We start from the raw sequence: 16,214 nt of genomic DNA on the forward strand, positions 1-16,214 counted from the left end.
ATAGTAAAAAACAGCGTTTTCACGCTGTAAATTATTGATATTGATTATTTTTAATGATTTTAGTAATTTCAGATACAACATCTTCAATTTTTTGACCGGTTGTATCAACTAAAATTGCATCTTTAGCTTGTACTAACGGACTAATTTTGCGATGTGAATCCTTGTAATCGCGCATTTCAATATCTGCTTTTAAATCTGCTAAATTTGTCGTCATACCTTTGGCAATATTTTCTTTATATCGACGTTCGGCACGTTCTGACACACTAGCAACTAAAAATATTTTAACCTGGGCATTTGGTAATACTGTGGTACCAATGTCGCGCCCATCCATAATGACATTTTGACTATCTGCGATGCTTCGTTGCCTTTTGACTAAGTCTTCACGAATAGCCGCATATGATGAAACTAGTGAAACATTATTAGTGATCTCAGTTGATCGAATATCATCAGTAACTTCTTCACCGTTCAAAAAAACACGTTGCATCAATGGATCGGGCTCAAAACGAATCGTTATTTGGGGTAATAATGCTATGATTTTTTTCTCTTCTTCATAAGCTAACCCTGCTTTTTTTGCTGCTAACGTAATCGCACGATACATTGCACCAGTGTCAACGTAGACATATTTAAAATCCGTTGCCAATATTTTAGCAATTGTTGACTTACCTGCTGACGCAGGTCCATCAATTGCTACTTGAAAATTTTCTGCCATAGTTTCCTCTAAATTATTGAATATTAAGATCTCTGCCTGAATATTGTGTGTAATTGCCAACTGTCAATCCAGGGTTTAGGGCAACGACTTGATCTGTCGTCATGCCATGGGTAATAGCAAAATTATACAATGTCTGGCTAGCGCCAAGAACTGCTGTCTGCCCTACAGCACTAGAGGCGGTATCTGCTGTACTACTTACTGCTTCACTAGATGATGACGGTGTCGAGCTAACTTCAGAGCTCGGCTCAACACTACTTGATTCTGTTTCTGAACTTGAGGATTCTTCAGATTGGCTTTCTGAAGAGGTTGTTGCTTTTACAACAGTTGATGACGTTTTACGACTTACAGAAGTTGCCGTCTGCTTCTGTGGTTCTTTTTTATTAGCCCAAGAACCATACACAGGGACACTAGCCAAAATAGCGAAAGCTAATATAATCAAAACTATTCGCAAACCTTTATGTTCGCCTGCTTTTTTCTCTGCTTCACGGGCAAATTTCGGCTCTATTTTTTTCTTTTTATTCTTAGCCACGCGGCTCATGTTATTCGGATCAAAATCGTTCATTGTATAACGACCTCCACTATAGTATATTCATTTAAAATTTTACCACAATGAACCCTTCCGTGTTTATAATGTTTCATTAAGAAGTCAGTTTATTTTGAAGTGGTTTTACTATTGATAATACAATTAAGCTCACACCTCCCCAAACAATACCTTGTATCAAATTAAACGGCAGTACCATAGCAATGAAGTAGCGGCTCAAGCCAATAATTTTTGCAATGTTAAAATTCGCAAATTGTGCATACAATGGTACTGCAACAAACCAGTTCATTATAACTGCTGACCCTGTCATACCTATTGTTGCCAATAAAATTGCTAATAGGCTCCTGCCAATATTTTTCGATGTGACATATGGCATTATCCACAACATAATAACAGAAAAAATGATTACAGCAACTAAGTTAACTGGTAATCCTAAGTAAGTGTTGACACCTTCATTTGCCAAAATTAATTTTAATAGTGTTCGCAAAACAACTGTCCACATGGCTGCCGAAATATCAATCCAGTAGCCAGCAATAATAATTGGAACAATCGAAAAATCTAACTTTAAAAAACTGGCACCAGGAATAATTGGCACTTGTGGAAATAACATTAAACCAAACGAAATTGCACTTAGTATCGCAATCAATGTTAATTTCTGTGTTCGTGTTGTTGTAACTGTAGACATATTTTAAGCCTCAAAAAAACTGCACAATTTGTCAGGGTAGCACAAAAAGGCAGTTTTAACTTTCTTTTTTTAACTTCTTTATACCCGACTTTACGGTCGGCTCCGGATTTTGACCAGATCAACTGCTTTCGCAGGTCGCGGGCTTACCATGTCATGCATGTCTCACCGCCGGTTGGGATTTGCGCCCGACCCTGAAGTTTATTCAATTTTTATTATTGTATCAAATATATAAATTAAAAACAACTGATTACTTTCTACGATAATTTTTATAATCTTCTGCTTTTAATCGTCTCACTTCAGCACCTGTCAATTTACGATATTCACCAGATTGCAAACCGATTAAATCAAAAAAAGCGTACTGTTCACGTGTCAGTTTAACAACTGGCAAATGAACTTTTTGGAGCATATTTTTAATTTGATGGTTACGGCCTTCATGAATAATGACGCGAACCATACTTGTTTTTTTATCCTTATCAACCCGTTCAATTGTTACCCGTGCAGGTGCTGTTTTACGACCTTTAATGACGACACCATGCTTCAACGGTGCTAGCTTTTCGTCAGTAGCTATTCCTTCAACTTTAGCCACATAGACTTTATCTACACGTGATTTTGGGTGCATTAATTGATTAGCGACGACACCATCGTTAGTCAGTAACAAAACGCCAGTCGTATCATAGTCTAATCGACCAATAGGATAGACGCGTTGACTAACATCACCCAAAAGATCTATCACTGTCTGACGTCCTTTTTCATCATTGTTAGTTGTTACAACACCACGCGGTTTATTTAATAAATAATAAACCAATTTCTCACGACCCTCAATTGGTGAACCATCTACTTCAACATGATCGTTTGGTTCGACCTTCATACCAAGTTCAGTAATCGTCTGCCCATTAACTTGCACACGCCCCTTGGCAATTAACTCTTCTGCCCCACGCCGTGATGCTAAACCAGCTTGTGCAATAATTTTTTGTAAACGTTGTGCTTCTTCAGACATGTTTATTCTCTTCTTCCGTTTCTGCCACACGCGCTTCAAACGCGCTGGTAAACAACTCGCCACCCTCATCACCAATTTCCAATGTGTCAAAATCTGGCAAGGGTGGTAACTCTGTTAGTTTTTTTAGCCCAAAATAGTCTAAAAATTCAGTCGTCGTACCGTACATAATTGGCCTACCTGGTTCATCTTTTCGTCCTGTCGCTACAATTAATTGGCGCAGTGCTAATTTTTGTAATGTTCCAGATGACTGCACACCACGAATTTGATCAATTTCAACACGCGTTATAGGCTGTTTATAAGCAACAATTACTAATGTTTCTAACTGTGCTTGCGACAAAGTTGCATTTATCGGTGCATCAAAGTAGCCTTTTACAGTGGCACCAAGTTCTGGCTTTGTTACTAAACGATAGGCCCCATCTGATTCTCGAATCTCTAAAGCACTATTTAAGTTGTTAGCATAATTTGTTGCTAACTCATCAATCAAAGTAATCACAGCTGACTTATCAAATTGTGTCATATGACAGATATCTTCAATCTTAATACCTTCATCTCCTGCTACAAATAACAGGGACTCTACTTGAGCTAGATTATTCATTATCGTCCAACTTTTCAATTTTTAAGAATATTTCTGATTGTGTATTTTCTTGGTGTAATGACACCTTATCTTCTTTAGCCATTTCAAGTAAAGCTAAAAAGGTCATTACCAACGGCTCGCGATCATAAACATTGTCAAATAGTGAATCAAAAGTCACCATGTCTCCAATTTTTTGAGTTGAAAAACGTTGTCTAATGTTCTTAATAGCTGTCGTCATAGTATATTTTTCACTGATAACGCGCCGGCTAATAGGTTTTTGTTGCTTTCTTTTCTTTAATAAATGCGCAAAAGCGGTTTGTAGATCAACTAATCCAAGACCTGGCGCTAACTTTGTTTCTAATTCAACATTAATTGGTGGTAACAAAGGTAATCTAGCAAATGATTGCTGATGTTGTTTCTCGCGTTCGCGCAATTGATCACTGGCTACTTGAAACTGCTTATAAGTCAGCAATTGCACCATCAATTCTTCACGTGGATCAAAATATGATTCTTCAACAAAATTTTCCTCAAAAATTTCTTGAGGTAGCAAGTCAGCCGACTTGATTTGCACGAGGGTCGCTGCCATGACAAGATACTCACTTGCAACATCTAATTGCATTTTTTTCTGTTCATGAATAAAAACTAAATATTGTTCCGTGATTTTGGCAATTTGTAAATCAAAAATATCCATCTCTGATTGCTTAATTAAATGTAGTAGTAGATCTAGCGGCCCTTCAAAATCACTTAATTTAATTGTTAAACTATGTGTTCCGATGACGACTTTCTCCATTTATTAATTAATTTTTGATTATCCAACGTCCCCATAACAAATACCGTTTGATTTTGATTTTGAAATTCCGATAACATCGCAAAATAATTTGTAGCTGTTCGCGACTCTGGTGTTAAGGCTGCATGCCGAATTAGGGCAATATCTTGCGGTAGTAGTTCGACGCCTAAAACACCTTGCACACGACTATCACTTTGCCAAATATACAAAAGACGTGTATCACGATCATTATACCAAGCAATTTCTGCGTTCAAATGAGATAATTCTCGCAGTCCTGGTAACAATGACAAAATACCCATAACCGTTTTCTGATTGTCGTTTCTAACCTGTGTTAACATTGTTTCTCCTGCATTTTCGTCGTGAGAATTATGCGCGTGGATGAAAATTATCATACACTTCGCTCAGCCGCTTTTTGGAAATGTGTGTATAAATTTGCGTCGTCGAAATATCTGCATGACCCAACAATTCTTGCACAATTCGCAAATCCGCACCATTTTCCAAGATGTGCGTCGCAAACGAATGACGTAATGTGTGTGGCGAAACATCTTTAGTAATGCCTGCTAACAAAACTAGTTTTTTAATAATTTTCCAAACACCCTGTCGACTCAGTTGGTTACCACGGTCATTTAAAAAAACAAAGGGTGACTCATTGCCTTTTAATAACAATAACCGACTATTAGAAAAATATTTTTCTAACCAATCAGCAGCAACTTCGCCAATTGGAATAATACGTTCTTTGTCGCCTTTTCCAATTGTTTGAATTAAACCAAGTTGCAGATGCAAATCACTCATCTTTAAATTTACCAGTTCACTCACACGCAAGCCAGTAGCATACAGAACTTCGATCAGTGTCCGATTACGCACACCTAAGGGTGTTGTTTCAGTTGGTACCGCTAGCAAAGCATCAATTTCTGCAACAGTTAACACAGATGGTAAGTGCTCAGCTTTTTTGGGTGGTCTAACATCTGTCATTGGATTGTGCAAAATAAGTCCTTCTTGCAATAAATAACCAAAAAATTTACGTAACGAGGTCACCATACGAATAACTGAGTTATTTGACTTCCCTTGCTCACGTAAGTTGTTCAACCAAGTCAATATAGCAATATGATCAATGTCATTTAATTGTAGTTTTTCGGTTGTCACATAAAGCGCAAATTGCTGTAGATCCTGGTGGTAGCTTTTAATCGTATTATCTGACAGTCCACGCTCAATGCGTATATAATGTAAATAATCGGCAATCGCACTATCTATTTTATGTGTCATTATTCCTCAATTAATTTAATGCCATCATCAACTTGTTCTATGATACGGCCTTTATATAAATGTCCCAATGCTCTTTTAAATTGACTTTTGCTAAATCCAAATTGTTTTTTAATCGCTTCTGGATTACTTTTATCATTAAATGGTAAAAAGTGATCAGCGCGACGTTGCAATTGCAATAACAAAAACTGTGCATCTTCGTCCATTGTTTTATATGCCAAAGGCTTTAATGACAAGTTAAGTGCCCCATCTTCACGTACACCAATGACACGTGCGTCAACAACTTGTCCCAAACGTGGCTCATCATCACGTTGCGAGGGATGAATAAATCCAAGATAATACTCGTCTGTTATGACTAACGTACCCGCAATTTTATTACGATAAACCGTTGCTTTGACTGTTTTTGATTTCAATTCTTGAGGTGCACGACGAGAAACAGCATCAATAACTTGTTGCTGCGCAATTTCACCCCACAGTCGCCCCTTATTATCTTCTTTCATAGCCAACATCAGTTTGTCACCCTTTTGTGGCCACAAAGTTGAAATTGTTGGTAAATCATCTAACGATACAACTAAGTCTTTATTGGGCAAGCCTATAGCTACGAAAACGCCTAAGTCGTGACGATTAGCAACAACCGTTCCCCAACCATAGACATCTTTTTGTACCGTGGGCAGTTGCTTTGTTATCTGAAACTTATGGTTTTCATTTTCATAAGCAAATCCTGTTACAAAGCCACCTATTTTTAATGGTTTTTCAAGTTCTAACTTATCAATTTCATAGGTATGACCGTCCACTTGGGCAAAAAAATAACCATCGTTTTCATCCGTCACATTTGCCTTTATAATTGTTCCAACTGTTGGGTTTATCATTGTTTTTTCCTTTGACACGCAACTTCACGTGTTTTTCTTTAGTATACTAGTTTACCACGGATAAGTTAACATAATCTATAAAAACGAGTTGCTCGTTATGATAATGCTGTCTTTACAAGATCAGCCACTAATTTACCGTCAGCTTTGCCCTTCACTTGTGGTGTCACTATTCCCATAACTTTACCCATATCTTTTAATGTTGATGCATTCGTTTTTAAAACAGCGGCATTAACAATTACTTGAACTTCTTCTTCAGTTAATTGTTTAGGTAGATATTTTGCTAAAATATCTAATTCTGAACGAATTCCTGCTGCTAAATCTTCACGATTTCCTTTTTCAAATTCTGACAAAGACTCGTTACGTTGCTTTACCTCACGTGATAAGACCGTCAATTCTTCATCTGACGTTAAATCATGTCCCAAACTAATTTGTTCATTCATAACAGTTGATTTAACCATACGAATGACTGACAAAGCACCTTTATTTTTGTCTTTCATAGCTTGCTTCATATCAGAGTTAAGGATTTCTAGTAATGTCATTTGTTCGCTTCTTTCTTTATGATTCTTTTTTGAGTGCTATACAGATAATTCATGCGTTTATTACATTTAATATTCTGACTATTACTGAATATTGTAACACAAATACCCGCTTTCTTTTTAGGAGGGTATTTATTATATGTTTGCATCATAATTTTCTGACATCTTAGTTTTGTCACAAAAGAAAAACGTCACCGAAGTGACGTTTAGAACCGCTTAACGGCCCTTCTTCTTATTACGCTTTTGTGCTGCTTCAGACTTCAATTTACGAGCAACTGAAGGCTTAACATAGTATTCGCGCTTACGGTATTCTTGGAGAGTACCGTCTTTTGAAACACCACGCTTAAAGCGACGCAATGCATCATCCAAAGATTCGCTCTTACGTACGATGACCTTTGCCATATGATAACCCTCCTTTCTCGCATTTTATTTCGTTTTAACGACATGCTATAAATACTTAATAAGTCTACCAGAATTAAGCGTTAGTGTCAATATATGATTATCAAAAATATGACCCTATCGTTTAAACGTCACCCCTAAATTTATAATATTTTGAGCACCTTAAAGTATTCCGTGACAATTAAATCTTGCGGTATAAATGACTGACCTATCTCTTTGGCAACCTCAGCAAAGAATGGCTCATGAACCTGTCGCCAATAAATTAGATCTCGGGTGCCTTCGCCCTCCAAAAAAGCAATATCATCCCCAATTTGATCATAGGATTGTAGCGTGACTTTCGTATTAACTGTCAACACTTTGGGCACCAGTTTATCATCTAATATTAAATTAAGCTGTCCAACTGATGGTACTGATTCTTTATCAAAAGCATATGCAGGAAAATAGCTTGATGTCGCAGTTTTTTGACCAGTAATTACCAAATCTACTAATTGAGATGGAGCAGCCCCAAATTGCCATTCAGATCGCGGAGAATTAGAGAAAATCGTGAACTCTTTTAATAAAGGCGTCCACACCTGTTCGTAGTTCATAACACACACTTTCTAATATTTTTTATAAATCATAAGCATTCTCGTATATTTCAGTGATAAAGTCCAACCAATATTGTGGATTAAGAGTTTCGCCTGTCACTTCTTCTAAAATTTTATTGGGATCAACAGCCCCACCATGACGCCAAATATTTTCTTTACGCCAATTAAAAATTGGTGAATAGTCACCTGAATTAAAGATGGCTTTGAAATCCAAGGTTTTGATCATGGTTGCTCTAAATTGAGCAGCATATAGATGGCCTAACGCATAGCTCGGGAAATAGCCAAATGAACCACCAGCCCAATGAATATCTTGCAGGATACCTGTTAAATCATCAGGAACGTCCAGCCCAAGATACTCTTTATATTTGGCTTGCCAAAGTGCTGGTAATTCAGCCAAATCAATATTGTCATTAAAAATTGCTTTTTCAATTTCATAACGGATAATAATATGCAATGGATATGTCAAGGGATCAGCTTCAGTACGAATTAATGTTGGCTCACTTTTTAGCCAACCACTATAGAAAGTATCAAAATCAATATCATCTAATGCTGGCGAAATTTCTGCTTGTAACTTAGGATATTCAGCTGTCCAAAATTCCTTTGAGCGACCTATCATGACCTCATTGAATAATGACTGTGACTCATGAATGCTCATGCTAATTGGGAGCACAGCACGTGCATTATCATACTTGCTATCAACATTCTGTTCAAATAACCCGTGCCCTGCTTCATGTAAAATACCAAGCACTGCCATTTGAAAGTTATTTTCATCCCAGCGCGTGGTAATTCGTGCATCATCTCGATTTAGTGCTTCCATAAAAGGATGAATCGTATCATCTAATCGCCCCTTGTCCAAACTATAACCTAGACGTTGAGCTGCTGCTATTGAATAGTTACTCTGATGTTGTTTTGTTACCCGTCGATGCAAAAAAGTCTCATCTGGTATGTTGCCAGATTCTACCAATCGTTGGCGTAGCGTAGTCACACCTTTTTTTACTTGTTCAAAAACATGATCCAACTTAGCCACTGTCAAACCAGGTTCATATTGATTCAGCAAAACATCATACGGTGTTTTTTCATTTGTTTGCCAAAGTGGTATAAATTGTTTTAAATAACCAATAATCTTTTCCACATAGGGTTTAAATATCTGATAGTCATTGGCTTCCCGAGCTTGTGCCCAAAAATCCTGTGCTTGCGATAATGTTTTTTGAAAAGCAACAAAATCCTCTTCTGGTATTTTACCTGTTAAATCGAAATCTTTGCGCGCTTTTTCAAGGACAAGTTGACCTAAATCATCAAGTGTCGATCCGTCTGCCTCTAAATTTATTAATAACTTTTCTCTTTTAGTACCTGTAGATAACTGAAAGGTCTTTTCAGCTAGATAAGCATCCACTTCCGCTCGAAAATGCCCTGCATCTTTTGGCATACCTGTTAAAGCATCCCACCCAGAAAGTGCTGACAATTGCAACAGTAGCGTCTGTTCCTTAACTGATTCAAATAAATCTTTTTGTGTCGTCATACTCACTCCTAATAAATTAAATGTTTGTTTATAATTATCTTATCATTTATTCATCTAATTTAGAAGTATGTTTTGTATCTGTCATTCGCCAATAAACGGCTAAACTAATCGCAATTACCAACGTTACATAAATAAAAAACCAATTTTCGTGATTTATTTTTTTTAAGTATAAAGCGACATACTCAACAGTTCCACCAAAGATAGCAACCGTTAGACCATAAGGGAGACCAACACCAAGTGCTCTAATTTCTGTTGGAAACATTTCTGCTTTAACAATAGCATTTATTGATGTATAACCTGTGACAATAATTAATCCAGCCATCATCAAGCCAAAAGCTGCCCACCCGCTTTTAACATGCGATAATAATGTTAAGATTGGTATCGTTAATACAGTGCCTAACCCACCAAACCAAAATAGTAGCGGCTTGCGGCCTATCTTATCAGAAAGTGCGCCTGCAAATGGTTGTAAAATCATAAAAATAAATAGTGCTGCAAAATTAATCCACGCAACTTGTTGTTTTGGCAAACCAACTGAATTAATCATAAATTTTTGTAAATAGGTTGTATAAGTATAAAAAGCAATCGTACCACCTAATGTGAGACCGACAACTGTTAAAACTGCTTTCGGATAGCGCATTAAATCACGTAAACGTCCTTTTGCTTTCTTGCTTTGGGCAATAAACTGATCGGATTCCTCCATACTCAACCGTAATATTAGAACTACAAGTGCTCCCAAAGCGCCAATAAAGAATGGTATACGCCATCCCCATGACGTTAGTGCTGCTTCAGTCATCGTCATTTGCAAAATAATTTGAACACCTAGAGCAATCAGTTGACCACTAATCAAAGTGACATACTGAAATGATGCATAAAATCCACGATGTCCTGCACTAGCCATTTCAGATAAATAAGTGGCAGATGTCCCATATTCACCACCTAAAGATAGGCCTTGAAACAGACGTGCTAAAATTAAAATAGCTGGTGCAAAGAGACCTATTTTAGCGTAACTTGGTGTTAGCGCAATAATAAACGAACCGCTTGCCATAATAAGTACTGACAACGTTAATGCAGCGCGGCGGCCATGTTGATCAGCATATTTTCCTAAAACCAAACTGCCTAACGGACGCATTAAAAAACCAATTGCAAATACAGCAGCTGTGCTAAGTAGCTCAGCTGTTTTATCATGCGCCGGGAAAAACGATGGTGCAAAGTAAATTGCAAAAGATGCATAAACATACCAATCAAACCACTCAATTAAATTTCCCAGTGATCCCTTTAAAACGTTACTAATAATCTTCTTTTCTGATCGCATAGTCAATCCTCCTAAAAACTTGTTATGACGTAATTTAACATGGTATCACATAAACGTCTTCATACGCATTGCACAATATTTTCTTCTCCCTTGTGCATAATAGACAAATACGGTAAAATAGCAATAAAATGATGAGGTTTAAAAATAATGAAACTAATTGACATATTAAAACATCCCTCACTTCACAGTATCCAAGTAGCTGCTGGTGCTAATGGCTTATCTCGTAATGTCACACAAGTTGGTATGATAGATGCACCTGATATTAATGATTTTCTTTTTGAAGGTCAATTATTAGTGACCTCTGGTTTTCATTTTACTAAAAATTCTCATTTATTACACGATCTCATCATTGGTATGCATGACATAAACGCAAGTGGCATTGCTATTAAATTAGACCGTTACATTTATGAACTACCAACAGACATCATCATTTTAGCAGACAAATTAGCGATTCCTATACTTTGGACACCGGCAGATGATTTTTTATCATTAACAGTTAAACGTCTCACCGCGGTCATCTTAGAAACACAAAATACCGAACTAAGACAAATTATCGCCATTAATCAACAATTATCAAATCTAAACGCTCAAAATATTACCTATCAACATTTACTTGATCAAAGTGCTAAAGTATTAAAAACGCCACTTGCCTTATTAGATTCTCATTTTACAGCATTATATGCTAGTAGTGAGTGGGTTGCTCAACGTGAATTTTTAACGCATTATTTGCGTCATGAATCTGACATCGATTATCTTAATTTATTAGCACCAACCCGTATTGCATTTAATCATCAAATTATTGATATTTTACCAATTTTTTCAGCGCTAAATGAAAACAAAGCATTTGCTGCATTTGTGGTCAATGAATCAGAACCATCAGATTTTCAAATGTTGCGGCAGCAACAAGTCATGAATACTTTAGGCCTTGCTAATTCTCGGACAGATTTATTAAATGAGACTGACTTTCGTAACCGTTCTGGATTTTTCTTGAATGTCATGCAAGGTGGCCTAAGTGACTCAGCCATAGATAATTATTTGCACGATGAAAGTATTGACAACAAACAATGTTTTCGTGTGGCCATAATAGACTTTGTCCAACAAAATACAATCATTGAATCGCACCAATTTGAAATTCGACAACAACTCACACGTTGGTTTATTTCAGAGCATCATCTACCCGTCCTAACATTTTCACATAGTCAGCAACTTGTACTACTTATTAATGAAGATATTGACACACGGCAATTTTTGAATCAATTGTTTCAATTTCTAAACACACAAAAAAAATTGAATTATCCTTTTACAATGGGCTTCTCAAGAATTTCAAAATCTGTTCATAAATTATCTGAATTATATGATCAAGCAAATAATGCTTTGAAATTAACATCCAGCCAACATCCAATTATGCGTTTTCGACCAAAAAATGCGCAAGAACTCCTAGATCTACTACCAAAACAAGAAAGTGACGTTTTCGTGGAGAAAACGTTAGGTAGTATTTTAAAGAACACAGAATTATTGGAAACTCTAAAAAGCTATGTATTTTTGCATCAAAATGTAACTGCAGTTGCAACAGCATTATTTGTTCACAGAAACACCATCAATTATCGACTAAAACGTATTAGTGACTTATTAGGCGTTGACTTAGAAATGCCAGATGTTCTTGTAGATATTCAATTAGCGCTATTATTAATCTGATTTGTGCATGATGCACAAATCAGATTAATTTTTTTGTGATTATTAAATGAGTAAATAATGATTAAAATGATAATATGGTTTCAACGACTATCTTCATAGCCCGTTGTAAATTGGGAGGTTTATTTATATGATGACACATACAAACATAGCAACAAACGCAGATGGTACCAAACGTGGTCTTAAAAAAAAGCACGTCCAAATGATCGCTATTGGCGGTACAATCGGAACGGGACTTTTCTTAGGTGCTGGTAATTCTATTGCCCGTACCGGCCCCTCAATTTTAATTGTTTATGCTGTCTTAGGCGCTTTTTTCTTCCTCATGATGCGTGGTATCGGAGAAATGTTATATGCGGATCCTTCACAACACACTTTCGTTTCTTTCATCAGCAAGTATGTTAGCCCTGGTGCTGGTTATTTCGCAGGTTGGTCATATTGGATTGGTTTAGTTTTCGTCGCCATGGCCGAGTTAACAGCTGTTTCAACCTATGTTAAATTTTGGTTCCCACATTGGCAAACTTGGATTATACAAATCGCTTTTTTAGCTATTTTAACCTTAATTAATTTAATTTCTGTTAAATATTTTGGTGAAACAGAGTACTGGTTTGCAATGATTAAAATTATTGCCATTGTTGCCATGATTGTGACTGGCTTAGTTTTGATTTTTACTGGTTTTCAAGCACCCGCTTCAGGTGGCCATACCATAGCCTCATTTAACAATATCACACATAATTTTTCAATGTTTCCTAATGGTGTAGGGATGTTCATTTCTGCCTTTCCCATGGTTTTCTTCGCCTTTCAAGGTATGGAATTCGTTGGCATCACAACAGCTGAAACACAAAATCCACGTGCCGTTTTGCCACAAGCTATAAATACAATAATTATTCGTATTTTAATTTTTTATTTAGGCGCGATGACCATTATTATGTCAATTATCAACTGGCATGTCATTGCAAAAACGCCAGATCAAAGTCCTTTCGTCATGGTATTTCAACTAGCAGGTCTACGAGCAGCAGCTGTCATCATTAACTTCGTGGTCTTGACTTCTGCTGCTTCAGCTTTAAATTCGGCAATATATTCTGCAGGTCGACATTTTTACCAGTTAGCGGAAGATTCTACTACACCAATCATGTCGCACTTCAAAAAAATATCAACACATGGTGTTCCTGCCAATGCTATTCTACTAACCGCTATTTTAGTCCTGCTATCGCCCGTTATTAATGCTATACCACAAATCACTTCAGCTTTTGGATTCATTACAGCTATTTCTTCAAACATGTATATTATTGTTTACACTATGACAATGTATGCACATAGAAAATTTCGCGAATCCTCCGATTATCTACCAGATGGCTTTACAATGCCGGGATACAAATTTACAAGTCCATTGACATTACTATTCTTTTTAGCTATTTATCTCAGTTTATTCTTCCAATCCGATTCTCGCGTATCCGCTATTGGCGCTGTTATATTTAGCCTTGTTTTTGGATACTTAGCTCACCGAAAGTTTGCAAACGTAGCAGCTGATGTGTAATATTGCACTTTAACTTATGGCAAACTGTTTACCCGAAATGTTATATAACATTTCGGGTATTTTCATACGATGAATTTACAATACACATGCAAGAGACAATATATACTAAAAAGTCAATCACTGATTCAAATTTGGTAATTGGTTGATCAATATCAGTGTTACTTTTCCTTACCTAATTAGATAGAAAATACACATATAACTTTTATTTATTAATCGTGTATTAGCAACATATAATTTTTTTATCCACAATTAAATAAGCTATGACTTACTTAATATTTATGCCACATCCTCTTATAAGCAGATAAAAGTTTATTTTAAATTGTGCATTGCTTTAAACAAGATATTGAATTGACCTCTAAAAGACATCACTTGTTCAAATAAATCTTCGCCATCATTTAACATTTTAACAGTTGTCCAGCCCAAGGCCTCAGTGATGGATACGGCTACAGAAGCATTAATTGCGGCTCCTGTGACAGTCCCAACAGCAGGAATAAATTTAATGATATTACCAACAGCACCTCTACCTAAGCCAACTACTACAAGCTCTTTAGATAAGCTCTTCCCAACACTTGCCGACCAAGATTGACCAAATAATTTGTGTAATCGCGACATCATTGTGAGCTGTATAGGGACAAGCAAAAAGGCATCCGAAAATGGTATTGGTGAACACCCTACAATTGCTGCAGTTAGCGCTGCTGCATGAATAATTTGATGGCATTTTGTTTTGGTTTGATTATCTACACCATCTAGAAATTCTGAAAAACGGCGTTCAACTTGATGCCTACTATTAAACACTATTTTTTCAGCTTTAACCCTAGATTCATTAAAGGTCTGTTGCATAATTTTTGCAGTTGTCGCTGGCATTTTCCTCAATACATCTGAAAAAAACGATTCAAAGACTGCTTCATCTGAGTTAACTTCATCTTGATTTTTTTGATGATTTTTAATCATACATGCCTGCTCTCTTTAAATTATCAATAACAAAAAATGACCTATTTCAACATTAAATTTACCACATTTGGTACAATCATCTCAACATTTTTGTTTTAAATAACTGTTTTTTTTGAATGACTACTGCACCTGATTAATTAAATACACAATATTTGTGTTTATTTTACTACGCTAGCATTAATCAAATCAGATTCAAAGGGACAGAAGTACAGCATCGCAATCATTATGACACCTAGTAATTATTATTTAGTTCATCACGTCATTTTTAAGGCAATAAAAAAGTATTTTTCTCATAATCAGAGAAAAATACCACCTAAAAAATCATTAATATCGCACTTTCTTGCACCAGTATAATCTGGTTCAGATTTAAAGAGTTCTTCTCAGCCAATATCGGCGCCCCTAGTGCATAATCACATCAACCGTATTATTTTCTAAATAGCTTATGAATCCTATTAGTTAGGCGTTGTGAGAGAAAATACAATTGTCGTGACTGTTTTATTTTGCGATAACGTATTTTATTTTTTTTATAAAAATCTTGGTGAAAATTTTCAGCTGGCCAAAATGTTGTCGCGTTTTCTATTCCTACAACAATCGGTTTGGAGTAACGATGTGACGCAATAACAGCTTCTTTGGATTGCTCAGCAATTTGCCGTTGTTTCTCATCATTTACAAAAATAACAGGTCGATAGTTCTCACCGCGATCATCAACTTGACCTAAATCATCAGTCGGATCAATCAATTGCCAATAAATGTCAACTAGCTGTTGGTATGTTATCAAGCGTGTATCAAACAATATTTCAACCGCTTCAACATGCCCAGTATATTGCCCAACAACTTGATCATATGTTGGCTGTTTCCAATTACCACCTGTATAGCCAGAAATAACAGCAACTATACCAGGACGCGTATCAAATGGCTCCACCATACACCAAAAACAGCCACCAGCAAAAATTGCCCGCTCTTGATACGGTGGATTTGGTGCAGTATGCAATGCTAGTTTATCTCTTGAATCTGTTTGTGGTTCCCCATTTATTTTTAAATAAAAATCCATCACGTCTGGCGTTAAATTGTTTCTTGTAGCTAAAGGTTTAAGCCCATTATTAAGTATGTCAAGATGTTCCCTAAAGCTAACATCAGATTGCCCATTTTTTGCCTGTACTAGCAATTCACGTTCCCACTCCCTTGTAGCTGGGTTCAGAATTAAATTATAGATTTCTTGTTGTATATCATCCGGATTTAAACGCATTTGTCACACCACCTGT

General features: G+C 36.4%; 18 protein-coding genes and 2 riboswitches. Of the genes, 2 read left to right on the top strand and 16 right to left on the bottom strand.

Annotated elements, in window-relative coordinates:
• Positions 1–31: 31 nt before the first annotated feature.
• The 14 genes from cmk to LEGAS_RS05645 all read right to left on the bottom strand — a co-directional run bounded on the left by cmk (position 32) and on the right by LEGAS_RS05645 (position 10,775).
• Positions 32–709: a (d)CMP kinase gene (gene cmk / locus LEGAS_RS05580; RefSeq protein ID WP_013231669.1), complete on the bottom strand. Its 678-nt coding sequence runs from the start codon at positions 707–709 to the stop codon at positions 32–34.
• Between the two features lie 13 nt (positions 710–722).
• Entirely contained in the window at positions 723–1,271 is a 549-nt protein-coding gene (locus LEGAS_RS05585) for a hypothetical protein (protein ID WP_013231670.1), read from the bottom strand.
• 76 nt (positions 1,272–1,347) lie between these two features.
• Complete coding sequence (locus LEGAS_RS05590) at positions 1,348–1,935, bottom strand: ECF transporter S component (RefSeq protein WP_010385710.1); 588 nt, start codon at positions 1,933–1,935, stop codon at positions 1,348–1,350.
• Positions 1,936–2,002: 67 nt separating this feature from the next.
• A riboswitch (FMN riboswitch) is annotated at positions 2,003–2,138 on the bottom strand.
• A 44-nt stretch (positions 2,139–2,182) separates the two neighbouring features.
• Entirely contained in the window at positions 2,183–2,932 is a 750-nt protein-coding gene (locus tag LEGAS_RS05595; RefSeq protein ID WP_013231671.1) for a pseudouridine synthase, read from the bottom strand.
• Entirely contained in the window at positions 2,925–3,527 is a 603-nt protein-coding gene (scpB, locus tag LEGAS_RS05600; RefSeq protein WP_010385712.1) for an SMC-Scp complex subunit ScpB, read from the bottom strand. The genes LEGAS_RS05595 and scpB overlap by 8 nt, the downstream gene beginning before the upstream one ends.
• Positions 3,520–4,296, bottom strand: a complete 777-nt coding sequence (locus LEGAS_RS05605) for a segregation and condensation protein A (RefSeq protein ID WP_013231672.1) — start codon at positions 4,294–4,296, stop codon at positions 3,520–3,522. The genes scpB and LEGAS_RS05605 overlap by 8 nt, the downstream gene beginning before the upstream one ends.
• A complete protein-coding gene (locus LEGAS_RS05610) occupies positions 4,263–4,631 on the bottom strand; it encodes a hypothetical protein (RefSeq protein WP_010389697.1) in 369 nt (122 codons plus the stop codon). The genes LEGAS_RS05605 and LEGAS_RS05610 overlap by 34 nt, the downstream gene beginning before the upstream one ends.
• Positions 4,632–4,659: 28 nt before the next feature.
• The gene (xerD, locus tag LEGAS_RS05615; RefSeq protein WP_013231673.1) at positions 4,660–5,556 is read right to left on the bottom strand and encodes a site-specific tyrosine recombinase XerD; all 897 of its coding nucleotides are present in this window, start codon (positions 5,554–5,556) and stop codon (positions 4,660–4,662) included.
• On the bottom strand, positions 5,556–6,422 hold the full coding sequence (locus LEGAS_RS05620; RefSeq protein WP_013231674.1) for a CvfB family protein: 867 nt from the start codon (positions 6,420–6,422) through the stop codon (positions 5,556–5,558). The genes xerD and LEGAS_RS05620 overlap by 1 nt, the downstream gene beginning before the upstream one ends.
• Before the next feature lie 95 nt (positions 6,423–6,517).
• A complete protein-coding gene (locus LEGAS_RS05625) occupies positions 6,518–6,961 on the bottom strand; it encodes a GatB/YqeY domain-containing protein (protein ID WP_010389693.1) in 444 nt (147 codons plus the stop codon).
• Between the two features lie 213 nt (positions 6,962–7,174).
• Entirely contained in the window at positions 7,175–7,360 is a 186-nt protein-coding gene (gene rpsU, locus LEGAS_RS05630) for a 30S ribosomal protein S21 (RefSeq protein ID WP_010017424.1), read from the bottom strand.
• Between the two features lie 140 nt (positions 7,361–7,500).
• Positions 7,501–7,944 (bottom strand): ASCH domain-containing protein, encoded by a 444-nt coding sequence (locus LEGAS_RS05635; RefSeq protein ID WP_010389688.1) that lies wholly within the window; start codon positions 7,942–7,944, stop codon positions 7,501–7,503.
• Between the two features lie 22 nt (positions 7,945–7,966).
• On the bottom strand, positions 7,967–9,463 hold the full coding sequence (locus LEGAS_RS05640) for a carboxypeptidase M32 (RefSeq protein ID WP_010389686.1): 1,497 nt from the start codon (positions 9,461–9,463) through the stop codon (positions 7,967–7,969).
• Positions 9,464–9,509: 46 nt separating this feature from the next.
• The gene (locus LEGAS_RS05645) at positions 9,510–10,775 is read right to left on the bottom strand and encodes an MFS transporter (RefSeq protein WP_013231675.1); all 1,266 of its coding nucleotides are present in this window, start codon (positions 10,773–10,775) and stop codon (positions 9,510–9,512) included.
• Positions 10,776–10,922: 147 nt separating this feature from the next.
• Between LEGAS_RS05645 and LEGAS_RS05650 the strand changes: the two genes are divergently transcribed.
• On the top strand, positions 10,923–12,470 hold the full coding sequence (locus LEGAS_RS05650) for a PucR family transcriptional regulator (RefSeq protein ID WP_013231676.1): 1,548 nt from the start codon (positions 10,923–10,925) through the stop codon (positions 12,468–12,470).
• A gap of 127 nt (positions 12,471–12,597) precedes the next feature.
• Positions 12,598–14,001, top strand: coding sequence for an amino acid permease (locus tag LEGAS_RS05655; RefSeq protein ID WP_013231677.1), 1,404 nt, complete (start codon positions 12,598–12,600; stop codon positions 13,999–14,001).
• Positions 14,002–14,310: 309 nt separating this feature from the next.
• Here the strand turns inward: LEGAS_RS05655 and LEGAS_RS05660 are convergent, their stop codons facing one another.
• Together LEGAS_RS05660 and msrA are read right to left on the bottom strand one after the other, a co-directional pair.
• Positions 14,311–14,952 (bottom strand): YcjF family protein, encoded by a 642-nt coding sequence (locus LEGAS_RS05660; protein ID WP_013231678.1) that lies wholly within the window; start codon positions 14,950–14,952, stop codon positions 14,311–14,313.
• 320 nt (positions 14,953–15,272) lie between these two features.
• Positions 15,273–15,363, bottom strand: a riboswitch (TPP riboswitch).
• Positions 15,364–15,376: 13 nt separating this feature from the next.
• Positions 15,377–16,198, bottom strand: coding sequence for a peptide-methionine (S)-S-oxide reductase MsrA (msrA, locus tag LEGAS_RS05665; RefSeq protein ID WP_013231679.1), 822 nt, complete (start codon positions 16,196–16,198; stop codon positions 15,377–15,379).
• Positions 16,199–16,214: the final 16 nt, after the last annotated feature.

Origin of the sequence: Leuconostoc gasicomitatum LMG 18811, assembly GCF_000196855.1 — a bacterium.
Taxonomy (GTDB): Bacteria; Bacillota; Bacilli; order Lactobacillales; family Lactobacillaceae; genus Leuconostoc; species Leuconostoc gasicomitatum.

What these genes read in the sequence shown, in the direction of transcription:
- cmk (WP_013231669.1), bottom strand. Translation starts at nt 709, where the DNA reads ATGGCAGAAAATTTTCAAGTAGCAATTGATGGACCTGCGTCAGCAGGT.
- LEGAS_RS05585 (WP_013231670.1), bottom strand. Translation starts at nt 1,271, where the DNA reads ATGAACGATTTTGATCCGAATAACATGAGCCGCGTGGCTAAGAATAAA.
- LEGAS_RS05590 (WP_010385710.1), bottom strand. Translation starts at nt 1,935, where the DNA reads ATGTCTACAGTTACAACAACACGAACACAGAAATTAACATTGATTGCG.
- LEGAS_RS05595 (WP_013231671.1), bottom strand. Translation starts at nt 2,932, where the DNA reads ATGTCTGAAGAAGCACAACGTTTACAAAAAATTATTGCACAAGCTGGT.
- scpB (WP_010385712.1), bottom strand. Translation starts at nt 3,527, where the DNA reads ATGAATAATCTAGCTCAAGTAGAGTCCCTGTTATTTGTAGCAGGAGAT.
- LEGAS_RS05605 (WP_013231672.1), bottom strand. Translation starts at nt 4,296, where the DNA reads ATGGAGAAAGTCGTCATCGGAACACATAGTTTAACAATTAAATTAAGT.
- LEGAS_RS05610 (WP_010389697.1), bottom strand. Translation starts at nt 4,631, where the DNA reads ATGTTAACACAGGTTAGAAACGACAATCAGAAAACGGTTATGGGTATT.
- xerD (WP_013231673.1), bottom strand. Translation starts at nt 5,556, where the DNA reads ATGACACATAAAATAGATAGTGCGATTGCCGATTATTTACATTATATA.
- LEGAS_RS05620 (WP_013231674.1), bottom strand. Translation starts at nt 6,422, where the DNA reads ATGATAAACCCAACAGTTGGAACAATTATAAAGGCAAATGTGACGGAT.
- LEGAS_RS05625 (WP_010389693.1), bottom strand. Translation starts at nt 6,961, where the DNA reads ATGACATTACTAGAAATCCTTAACTCTGATATGAAGCAAGCTATGAAA.
- rpsU (WP_010017424.1), bottom strand. Translation starts at nt 7,360, where the DNA reads ATGGCAAAGGTCATCGTACGTAAGAGCGAATCTTTGGATGATGCATTG.
- LEGAS_RS05635 (WP_010389688.1), bottom strand. Translation starts at nt 7,944, where the DNA reads ATGAACTACGAACAGGTGTGGACGCCTTTATTAAAAGAGTTCACGATT.
- LEGAS_RS05640 (WP_010389686.1), bottom strand. Translation starts at nt 9,463, where the DNA reads ATGACGACACAAAAAGATTTATTTGAATCAGTTAAGGAACAGACGCTA.
- LEGAS_RS05645 (WP_013231675.1), bottom strand. Translation starts at nt 10,775, where the DNA reads ATGCGATCAGAAAAGAAGATTATTAGTAACGTTTTAAAGGGATCACTG.
- LEGAS_RS05650 (WP_013231676.1), top strand. Translation starts at nt 10,923, where the DNA reads ATGAAACTAATTGACATATTAAAACATCCCTCACTTCACAGTATCCAA.
- LEGAS_RS05655 (WP_013231677.1), top strand. Translation starts at nt 12,598, where the DNA reads ATGATGACACATACAAACATAGCAACAAACGCAGATGGTACCAAACGT.
- LEGAS_RS05660 (WP_013231678.1), bottom strand. Translation starts at nt 14,952, where the DNA reads ATGATTAAAAATCATCAAAAAAATCAAGATGAAGTTAACTCAGATGAA.
- msrA (WP_013231679.1), bottom strand. Translation starts at nt 16,198, where the DNA reads ATGCGTTTAAATCCGGATGATATACAACAAGAAATCTATAATTTAATT.